General features: G+C 63.9%; 12 protein-coding genes. 8 read left to right on the plus strand and 4 right to left on the minus strand.

Translation table 11 applies throughout. The features are described from left to right. Positions 1-2: 2 nt before the first annotated feature. On the minus strand, positions 3-206 hold the full coding sequence (locus ACFFP0_RS26965) for a YdcH family protein (RefSeq protein ID WP_377265306.1): 204 nt from the start codon (positions 204-206) through the stop codon (positions 3-5). 233 nt (positions 207-439) lie between these two features. On the opposite strand from ACFFP0_RS26965, the gene ACFFP0_RS26970 reads away from it, so the two are divergent. Further along, positions 440-616: a YdcH family protein gene (locus tag ACFFP0_RS26970; RefSeq protein ID WP_377265307.1), complete on the plus strand. Its 177-nt coding sequence runs from the start codon at positions 440-442 to the stop codon at positions 614-616. 146 nt (positions 617-762) lie between these two features. Here ACFFP0_RS26970 and ACFFP0_RS26975 read toward each other — a convergent pair whose 3' ends face one another. Together ACFFP0_RS26975 and ACFFP0_RS26980 are read right to left on the minus strand one after the other, a co-directional pair. Next, on the minus strand, positions 763-1,023 hold the full coding sequence (locus ACFFP0_RS26975; RefSeq protein ID WP_377265308.1) for an ArsR/SmtB family transcription factor: 261 nt from the start codon (positions 1,021-1,023) through the stop codon (positions 763-765). 113 nt (positions 1,024-1,136) lie between these two features. Then, positions 1,137-1,907 carry a sulfite exporter TauE/SafE family protein gene (locus ACFFP0_RS26980; RefSeq protein WP_377265309.1) on the minus strand — a complete coding sequence of 257 codons (771 nt, stop codon included), beginning with the start codon at positions 1,905-1,907 and terminating at the stop codon, positions 1,137-1,139. A gap of 113 nt (positions 1,908-2,020) precedes the next feature. On the opposite strand from ACFFP0_RS26980, the gene ACFFP0_RS26985 reads away from it, so the two are divergent. From ACFFP0_RS26985 to ACFFP0_RS26995, 3 genes are all read left to right on the plus strand, one after another. Next, complete coding sequence (locus tag ACFFP0_RS26985; RefSeq protein ID WP_377265310.1) at positions 2,021-2,674, plus strand: thiamine phosphate synthase; 654 nt, start codon at positions 2,021-2,023, stop codon at positions 2,672-2,674. Continuing rightward, positions 2,674-3,858 carry a tetratricopeptide repeat protein gene (locus ACFFP0_RS26990; RefSeq protein ID WP_377265311.1) on the plus strand — a complete coding sequence of 395 codons (1,185 nt, stop codon included), beginning with the start codon at positions 2,674-2,676 and terminating at the stop codon, positions 3,856-3,858. Before ACFFP0_RS26985 ends, ACFFP0_RS26990 begins: the two co-directional genes overlap by 1 nt. Before the next feature lie 87 nt (positions 3,859-3,945). Continuing rightward, complete coding sequence (locus ACFFP0_RS26995) at positions 3,946-5,235, plus strand: MgtC/SapB family protein (protein ID WP_377265312.1); 1,290 nt, start codon at positions 3,946-3,948, stop codon at positions 5,233-5,235. Here ACFFP0_RS26995 and ACFFP0_RS27000 read toward each other — a convergent pair whose 3' ends face one another. Next, a complete protein-coding gene (locus ACFFP0_RS27000) occupies positions 5,236-5,571 on the minus strand; it encodes a DUF1648 domain-containing protein (protein WP_377265313.1) in 336 nt (111 codons plus the stop codon). It lies immediately after the preceding gene. A gap of 197 nt (positions 5,572-5,768) precedes the next feature. Here ACFFP0_RS27000 and ACFFP0_RS27005 point away from each other — a divergent pair, with 197 nt between their 5' ends. From ACFFP0_RS27005 to ACFFP0_RS27020, 4 genes are all read left to right on the plus strand, one after another. Continuing rightward, a complete protein-coding gene (locus ACFFP0_RS27005; RefSeq protein ID WP_377265314.1) occupies positions 5,769-6,569 on the plus strand; it encodes an inositol monophosphatase family protein in 801 nt (266 codons plus the stop codon). Positions 6,570-6,703: 134 nt separating this feature from the next. Further along, positions 6,704-7,747 carry a flagellar motor protein MotA gene (locus ACFFP0_RS27010; protein ID WP_377265315.1) on the plus strand — a complete coding sequence of 348 codons (1,044 nt, stop codon included), beginning with the start codon at positions 6,704-6,706 and terminating at the stop codon, positions 7,745-7,747. A gap of 3 nt (positions 7,748-7,750) precedes the next feature. Then, positions 7,751-8,782 carry a peptidoglycan -binding protein gene (locus ACFFP0_RS27015; protein WP_377265316.1) on the plus strand — a complete coding sequence of 344 codons (1,032 nt, stop codon included), beginning with the start codon at positions 7,751-7,753 and terminating at the stop codon, positions 8,780-8,782. A 4-nt stretch (positions 8,783-8,786) separates the two neighbouring features. Then, positions 8,787-9,005 (plus strand): hypothetical protein, encoded by a 219-nt coding sequence (locus ACFFP0_RS27020; protein ID WP_377265317.1) that lies wholly within the window; start codon positions 8,787-8,789, stop codon positions 9,003-9,005. Positions 9,006-9,135: the final 130 nt, after the last annotated feature.

Below are 9,135 nucleotides of genomic sequence, written 5' to 3' on the forward strand. Positions count from 1 at the left end.
CCCTATGCGATGATGTCGGGAATGATCTGGTCTTCGAGCTGGCTCATCTTGTCCTTGATCGCCAGCTTCTTCTTCTTCATGCGCTGAACCCTCAGCGCATCGCAGCCGACCTGGATCATGGCGTTGATCGCGGCATCGTAGTCCTCGTGCTCCTGACGGAGTTTTGCGAGTGTCAGCCGGATATCCGCCTGTTCCTGATCAGCCATATTCCAGTCCCCATTCTCACGCCCGGCCATTCTTGAGCGGTCGCCGACGATGTCCGCAAGCCTCTACCACCAAACCGGCTTAACGGGAAGTTAGGCAACGTCACGAATTTGCCCTCTTCAAATCATGATTTCTCCTTCGACAAACGATGCCGATCGTGTCACACTTCTGTTGCAAACCTGAAGCTCCGGCCAAAGGGAAGCCGGGGCAGGTGACCAAGGAAGGAACATGCCACATGACCGTCCAGGCTCATATCGCATCGCTTGAAAAGAAGCACGTCGCTCTGGAGGAGGAGTTGCAGGCCATTCTCGCGTCCCCCTCTTCCGATGATCGCGAAATTGCCGACATCAAGCGCCGCAAGCTGCGCATCAAGGACCAAATGCAACGCCTCAAGGCCTCTACGCGTCACTGATTTTCTCAATGGGAGAACCCGCCGCCGCCTCGCGTCATGATCAGTAAGAGGCATTCAGATGCGGCAGAAGACAATCCGGAAATTATGAAAATGCAGTTCTGGTCGTGGTCGACGAACCCAAACGTGGTGACTTGCAGACATCCCGGTCACGACCAGAACTGATCGAGCCACAGATTGAGCTTGTCGAAGCCCTTGCTGTTGACGGCATAGATGCGCCGCGTGCCATTCGCCGTCACCGTCACGAGATTGCTGTCGAGCAGGGCTTTCAGGTGCTGCGATACCGCCGGCCGGCTGATCGGCAGACCCTGTGCGAGTTCGTTGACCGTTTTCGGCGAACGCCGCAATTCCTCCAGCAAGTGCCGCCGGTTCGGATCAGCTATGGCTGCAAAGGGGTCAACGGTCGTCATGCGCCGAATCTACGGTAAACGCATGGTAACGGCAAGATTTATTGTGCGTTGCAGCAATATCGACGCAATATTATTTTATGCTTTTTTAGTTGTCTCGTAATTACTGCCCCTGCTCAGAAGGGAAGACCGTCCCAGAGCAGCTTCAGGCCGGCAAGCAATGCAAGGCCATAGCTCATGGGATAGAAGACCTCGGCCTTCAGATGCTTGACGATCGCCGCTCCCAGCATGGTGGCGACGAGCGCCACCGGCAGAAGCGTGGCGGAGATCGTCAGGTTTTCCCGGTCCAGCGCCCCGAGGAAGAAATAGGGGATGACCTTCACCGCATTGACGATCGCGAAGAAGCGGATGCTGGCGCCCGTGTAGGATTTCGGGTCGAGCCGCATCGGCAGCACATAGATCTGGAAGGGCGGTCCGCCGGCATGGGCGACGAAGCTCGCATAACCGGAAAGCGCGCCCCAGAAGGTGGCGGCGGCCGGCCGGTGCGGCAGCGGCGCCACGGGCATGTTCGAGCGCGGGCCGTAGACCTGCCAGAAATAACGGACCGTGAAGAGGAGCGTCGCCGCCGCGATGACGAGGCGCAGCGCATCGTCCGAGACATAGGCCGACGTGGCCCAGCCGAGCGCGATGCCGATGATGCCGCCCGGCAGGATCATCATCAGCGTCTTCGGATCGTTGAAATTCCGCCAGGACCACAGGGCGACGATATCCATCAGGATGAGGATCGGCAGGAAGATCGCGGCCGCCTTCACCGGGTCCACCGCCATGGACATCAGGGGGACGCCCATCAGGCCGAGCGCGCCGCCGATCCCTCCCTTCGAAAGGCCGACGAGCAGGACGGCGGGTATGGCAAAGGTGAAAAAGGTCAGGCTGAGCGTATCGGGCATGAGGTTTTCGAATGGGCGGGGCGGTTGATCCTTCAATCGGTCCGGTCTATCGAATTTGCGAAGAGAAAACGAGTGCGGATTTGCGAACAGGCGATCCGCTGGATGGAAAGAACATGACCGAACCGGAAGACCGCTGCCGCCTCGTGCTGATCGTGCCTGACGACGATGACGCCGCCGAGCAGGCAAAACGGCTGGAAGAGGCGCTTTCCGGCGGCGATGTCGCTTCCGTGATCCTGCCGCAATACAGTCTCGACGACCAGGCCTTCCAGAAGCGCGCCGAAGCGCTGGTGCCGGTCATCCAGGCGGCGGGCGCGGCCGCGCTGATCGCCGGAGACAGCCGCGTGGCGGGGCGGGCCAAGGCCGACGGATTGCATATCGCCGGCCCGCTTGCCGAGATCGAGGAGGCGATCGACAAATTCGTGCCGAAGCTGATCATCGGCGCCGGCGGGGCATCCGACCGGCATCACGCGCTGGAGATCGGCGAATTGCGTCCCGATTACATCTTCTTCGGCAAGCTCGACGGCGACATCAAGCCGGAGGCGCATCCGAAGAACCTCGCGCTCGGCGAATGGTGGGCTTCGATGGTGGAAATTCCCTGCATCGTCATGGGCGGCGGCGACACCGCTTCGGCGCTTGCCGTGGCCGAGACCAGTGCCGAATTCGTGGCGCTGCGAGCCGCGGTTTTCGATCACCCGAAGGGAGCGGCGGCGGCCGTTGCGGAGATCAACGCCATTCTGGACGAAAAAGCGCCACGGTTTGAGGCTTGATGAGCTTCATGCGTTCGAACCGTTCTTCCCGTGTGATCCCGAAGAGGCTGCTGGCGATATTGTTTGCCTCGGCCGTCGTGCCTTCTCTTGCCCTGGCGCAAGCCGACATCCGGGCGATGACCCGTCCCGTCGAACCCGATACCCAGCAGATGAAGAAGGAGCGGGTAGAGACGCAGGCGGTCGAGGGCGCGGCGGAGGGCACGGTCGAACCTGCGGGCCAGCCCGGTGGGATCGTTCCGTCCGGCGGCGTCGAACTCTATCAGCGCATGGGCGCGGCGCTGCCGCCCGCGCCGCCCGAAAAACCTTACGGCGGCCCGGTCGACGAGGCCTATGGCGCCTATCAGCGCGGCCTTTTCGTCACCGCACTCGACAGGGCGCTGACGCGCGCCGGCGCGGGGGATGCGGCGGCCCAGACGCTGGTCGCCGAAATGATGACCAAGGGGCAGGGCATCAAGCGCGACGCCAAGGCGGCGGCCTTCTGGTACCAGAAGGCCGCGGAAGGCGGCGATCCGGCCGCCATGTTCCAGTATTCGATGCTGCTGATGACCGGCCGCGACGTGCCCCGCGACAAGAAAAAGGCCGACGAGTTCATGCGGAAGGCCGCGGAGGCGGGCAATTCCTCGGCGCAGTTCAACTGGGCGCAGATCGTCGTCTCAGACAATCCCGGCGAAAAGGGGCTGCACATGGCCCTGCCTTTTTATGAGAAATCCGCCGCGCAAGGGGTGGCGGACGCGCAATATGCGGTGGCGCAGCTCTACGTATCGCTGAAGGACATGCCGGCGGAGAAGAAATCGAAGGCGCGCGAATGGCTGGAGCGCGCCGCCAAGGCCGGCTTCGATACGGCGCAGCTCGACATGGGCGTCTGGCTGGTGAACGGCGTCGGCGGCGAACGGGACTACGACAAGGGTTTCGAATGGATGCGGGTCGCCGCCCATCGCGGCAACGTGGTCGCCCAGAACAAGCTCGCGCATCTCTATATCGAAGCCCTCGGCACGCGCCCGAACCCGGTGGAGGCGGCCAAGTGGTATGTGCTGTCGCGCCGCGCCGGCCTGCAGGACCCCGCGCTGGAAGACTTCTACCTCGGCATCAACGAGGAAACGCAGAAGCAGGCGATCGAGGCGGCGAACCGGTTCCGACGCGGCACGACACTGGTTTCGTCGCAGCCGGGGCAGTCGATCCAGTGACCGGCTCCGGCAGCGGGCGCCCGGCCGGGACTGGCCGGTGAGCAGACCGGCAACGCCGGGGAGGCAGAGGAAGGGGCGGGGATAGACTTGGACAATGTCGAGCTTTTCCAGCGCGTGGGGCTGGCGGTCGCCATCGGTGCGGCCGTCGGCGTGGAGCGGCATTGGCGCGAGCGGGACGAGCCCGAGGGGGCCCGCACGGCGGGCATCCGCACCTTCACGATGATCGGCATGCTCGGCGGCGTCGCCGGCCTGATCGAACGCAGTCTTATCGAACGCAGCCTGGGCGCCGCCTCCGCTTATCCGGGCATCGTGACCATCGGCTTTCTCCTCGCCGTCGCCGCCGTCATGGCGTTGTTCGAACTGCGCGAGGCGATCGCGCAGCACTCCTTCAGCGCCACCTCGGTCATCGCGGCCATTCTCACGTTCGGCCTCGGCGTGCTTGCCGTCACCGGCGACATGGTGCCGGCTTCAGCCGCCGGGGCGACGCTCGTCGCCATCCTCGCAAGCCGCGATTTCCTGCATGGGGCGATCCGCCGCCTGCAATGGGTGGAGCTGCGCTCGGCGGTGATCCTGCTCGCCATGACCTTCGTGCTGCTGCCCGTCATCCCTTCCGATCCGGTCGGCCCGTTCGGAGGCATCTCGCCGAGAAGCCTCGTGCTGCTGGTCATCACACTCGCCTCGATCTCCTTTGCCGGCTATATCGCGGTTCGGATGCTCGGGCCCTCCCGGGGCGACATGGTGGCCGGTGCGATCGGCGGCATCGTGTCTTCCACCGGAACGACCATCGCGTTCGCCAGGCGCAGCCGGGAGGGGGCCAACCCCATATCGCTTGCGGCCGGCGCCGTCAGCGCCGGCGCGGTGTCGCTCGCGCGGACAGCGTTCCTCGTCGGCACGCTGGCGGCCAGCCTGTTGCCCGCCCTGCTTCTGCCGGTCTGCGTGGCTGCCGTGCTGATGCTCGCCTATGCCTTGTTCCTTTCCTTCCGGCAGCAGGTCGCGACGGAGCGCCAGCCTCCGGGCAACCCGTTCGAGCTGGTCGCGGTCGCCAAGATGGCGGCCCTGCTTGCAGGCGTGGCGTTCCTTGCCCGCGCCGCGACCCAGTATTTCGGCGATACCGGCCTCATCGCGGCTTCGGCGATCTCCGCGCTTGCCGATGTCGATGCGGTGACCGTGACGGTGGCGGGCATGCGGCCGGCGCTCGATGCGGGGCTCGCCGCCCGGGCGATCGGCGCTGCGGTGCTTGCCAACATGGCGGCGAAGGCGGTGTATGCGACGATCTTCGGCAGCCGGCCCTTCGCCATCCACCTCTGGGCAGCCACGCTGTTGTCGACCGTGGCGGGACTTGCCGCCGAAAGCCTACAGGCCTGGATTTCCGGCTGATCAACCGGATGAAAGGGCGTGGCCGACAATCATGCCGTGACCGGCAGCGAGCATCACGATCACGAAAAGCCAGAGCGACGCATAACGGACCGGGAAAGCCTCGATCTTGCGGTCGAGACGTGGGGAAACCGTAAAGATCAACGTCGCGACGAGCGTTGCGGCCGGCATCACCGAGAGCGCGAAGGGCGCCGGAGCATAACGGTTTGGCGTGCCGTCGAGGCCGAAATGCACGGCGAGTTCGGCTGCCGGCGCCACCACGGACCAGGCGACGAGCGATGCGACGGCCATCGTCACCAGCAGTGCGATGCTCAATGCCAGCGGCAGCGTGAACCTCATTTTGCATCCTCCGCAGTCTGCCGAAACCGTGTCGCGAACATTTTCGCAGACGGAATCAGGGCCGGCAATAGCCTCTCCTTGCGCGGATGGCTTGAATTTCCCGCGGTTTTGTGGTCTTGAACCCGCCCATCAAGAAAAGCTCAAGAAAGCGCTGTCCCGCCGGACGAAATCCGGGACCGCGTCCAAGGATTTCCCGCATGGCCCGCTCCGCCCTTCTCAATGTCATGGTTCAGGCTGCCCTCAAGGCAGGCAAGTCGCTTTCCAGGGATTTCGGCGAAGTGCAGAACCTGCAGGTTTCGGTGAAGGGGCCGAGCGACTTCGTGTCCCAGGCGGATCTCCGGGCCGAGAAGATCGTTCACGACGAGCTGATGAAGGCGCGGCCGACCTACGGGTTCCTCGGCGAGGAAAGCGAGGAAGTGAAGGGGACGGACGGCGCGCACCGCTGGATCGTCGATCCGCTCGACGGCACGACCAACTTCCTGCACGGCATTCCGCAGTTCGCCGTGTCGATCGCGCTTGAGCGCAACGGCGAGATCGTCGCGGGCGTCGTCTTCAATCCGGCGACCGACGAACTCTTCACCGCGGAAAAGGGCGGCGGCGCCTTCATGAACGACCGCCGCATCCGGGTGGCTGCCCGCCGCGTGCTCTCCGACTGCGTGATCGGCTGCGGCGTGCCGCATCTCGGCCGCGGCAACCACGGCAAGTTCCTGGTCGAGCTGCGGCATGTCATGGGCGAAGTCGCCGGCATCCGCCGTTTCGGCGCCGCTGCGCTCGACCTCGCCTATGTGGCGGCCGGACGGCTTGACGGCTTCTGGGAAAACGACCTTTCCCCCTGGGACATGGCGGCCGGCATCGTGCTTATCCGCGAGGCGGGCGGCTTCGTCAGCGACATGAAGGGCACGACCGATATTTTCGACAGCGGCAACATCGTGGCCGGCAACGAGCTTATCCAGAAAGCGCTTCTCGAGGCGGCGAACCGGCCGGTTCCGACACGCTGAAGCATTTTGCGTTTCCTCGGCGGTTCAGGGCTTCCGCGATCGATAGCCGACTGTTTTCCACGGGCTGCGCACTTCAATTCGTCGCAATTTTCCACTAGCCTCCGGCGCGAACATACCGGAGGCAAGGGCATATCATGGCGAATGCGAGATTGGACGATCTGGACGAGTCTGAAACCCGCGGCGGCTATGCCTACAAACTTTCCAATCCGGCATCCTTCCTGTGGACGATGGTGATCTTCCTGATCATCGTCGGTTTCGTCGCCTCCATTCTCTACCGCCAGGCCGCGCATGCCTTCCAGACCAATCCCGGCCTCAACGGGCTGATACTCGGCGTCCTGCTGATCGGCATCATCCTCGTCTTCAACCAGGTGATCGGGCTCATTCCGGAAGTGCGCTGGTTCAATTCCTTCCGCGCGGCCGGCAGCGCCGACAAGGTCGGCCGCGAGCCGCGGCTGCTCGCCCCGATGCGCACCCTGCTCGGCAGCCGCCGCAGGATGGCCCTTTCGACGACAGCCTTCCGCTCCATTCTCGATTCGATCGGCACCCGCCTCGACGAATCGCGCGACATCTCGCGCTATCTCATCGGCCTGCTGGTCTTCCTCGGTCTGCTCGGCACCTTCTGGGGCCTGATCGAGACGATCGGCTCGATCAGCAACGTCATCGGTGCGCTCGATCCGAATTCGGGCGATTCGAACGATATCCTGGCCGCCATCAAGAGCGGCCTTGCCCAGCCGCTCGCCGGCATGGGCACGGCCTTCTCCTCCTCGCTGCTCGGCCTTTCGGGCTCGCTCATCCTCGGTTTCCTCGACCTGCAGGCCGGGCGCGCCCAGAACCGTTTCTATACGGAGCTGGAAAACTGGCTCTCCTCGGTGACCGACGTGGGATCGGACCTGCCGGTGGTGGCGGAGGCGATCTCCCACGGTTCCTCGGAGGACATCCGGGCGCTGACCGAACAGCTCCGGGCGCTTGCCACGGCGCAGGCCAAGGCGCCTGACGGACCGCAGAACGAGCGCTCGCTCTCCGCCATGGCCAACCTTGCCGAGGGCATCCAGGGGCTCGTCAAGAACATGCGCAACGAGCAGCAGATGCTGCGCGACTGGATCGAGGCGCAACAGGAAGAGGCGAAGGCCATGCGCCGGACGCTCGACCGGCTTTCCGACAAGATCGGAGGGAAATAAGCGATGGCGCTCGCCAAGAACCGCCGTCGCGAGCGGGGTGTCGATTACTGGCCGGGATTCGTGGATGCGCTTTCCACGCTGCTTCTCGCCATCATGTTCCTGCTCACGGTTTTCGTGCTGGCGCAGTTCCTGCTGAGCCGCGAAATCTCCGGCCGCGACGAGGCGCTGAACCGCTTGAACAGCCAGATCGCCGAACTCACCGAGCTTCTGGCGCTCGAAAAAAGCAACAGCCAGGATTTCGAGGACCAGCTCGCCAACCTGCAGTCCTCGCTTGCCGCTTCGGAAAACGAGCGCTCCAGGCTTCAGCAGCTGCTCAGCCAGGGAACCGGCAGCAGCGATGCCGCCAATGCCCGTATCGGCGATCTCACGAACCAGCTCAACCAGGAACAGCAGTTGAGCGCCCGCGCCGCGAGCCAGGTCGAGCTTCTGAACCGTCAGATCGCGGCGCTCCGCGCCCAGATTGCCGCCGTCGAACAGGCGCTGCAGGCGTCGGAGGCCAAGGACGCATCCTCCCAGGCGCAGATCGCCGATCTCGGCCGCCGCCTGAACGTGGCGCTGGCGCAGCGCGTGCAGGAGCTGAACCGCTACCGCTCCGACTTCTTCGGGCGGCTGCGCGAAATCCTTTCGGACCGCGAGAACATCCGTATCGTCGGCGACCGTTTCGTCTTCCAGTCGGAAGTGCTGTTCCCGGTGGGCGGCAGCGAGCTGGACGATGCCGGCCATGTCGAGATGGACAAGCTTGCGGCTGCGCTCCTCGACCTCGCCAAGGAAATCCCCGCCGAGATCAACTGGGTGCTGCGTGTCGACGGACATACGGACAATTCGCCGCTTTCCGGCGCGGGGCGTTACCGCGACAACTGGGAGCTTTCCTCCGCGCGCGCCACGTCGGTCGTCAAATACCTGATTTCCAAGGGCGTGCCCGCCAATCGTCTCGTGGCTGCCGGCTTCGGCGAGTTCCAGCCGATCGCGCCGGGCGATACGCCGGAAGCGAAGTCGCAGAACCGCCGTATCGAGCTGAAACTGACGGAGCGGTAATCCCATGGCCGAGGAAAAGCCGGATATGGCCGCCCTCGTGAAGGCGGTCGCCGATAGTCCACGGCGGGACAATACCGTCTATCACAAGGCCATGGCCGAGGCGCGGGAAGCGTTCGAAAACGCGGAGGCCACGCTTGGCGGACCGGTCGAGGTCAGCACCAAGGCCAAGCTGAAGCGTAATGGCAAATACGTCGTGAAATGGACGTTCAGGCGGGTGGAATAAGAGGTTCTAGATCGTGGTGACGATTTAGGGAATTGGGATTCCCAAAGTTGAGCAAATCGGATTCAACGTTGATTTTGGAGATCAGCGATGGATTGTGATGCACTTCGAGACGATCAGTGGGAACGGATCA

The sequence above is a fragment of the Neorhizobium puerariae genome (assembly GCF_042429745.1).
GTDB classification, from domain to species: Bacteria; Pseudomonadota; Alphaproteobacteria; order Rhizobiales; family Rhizobiaceae; genus Neorhizobium; species Neorhizobium puerariae.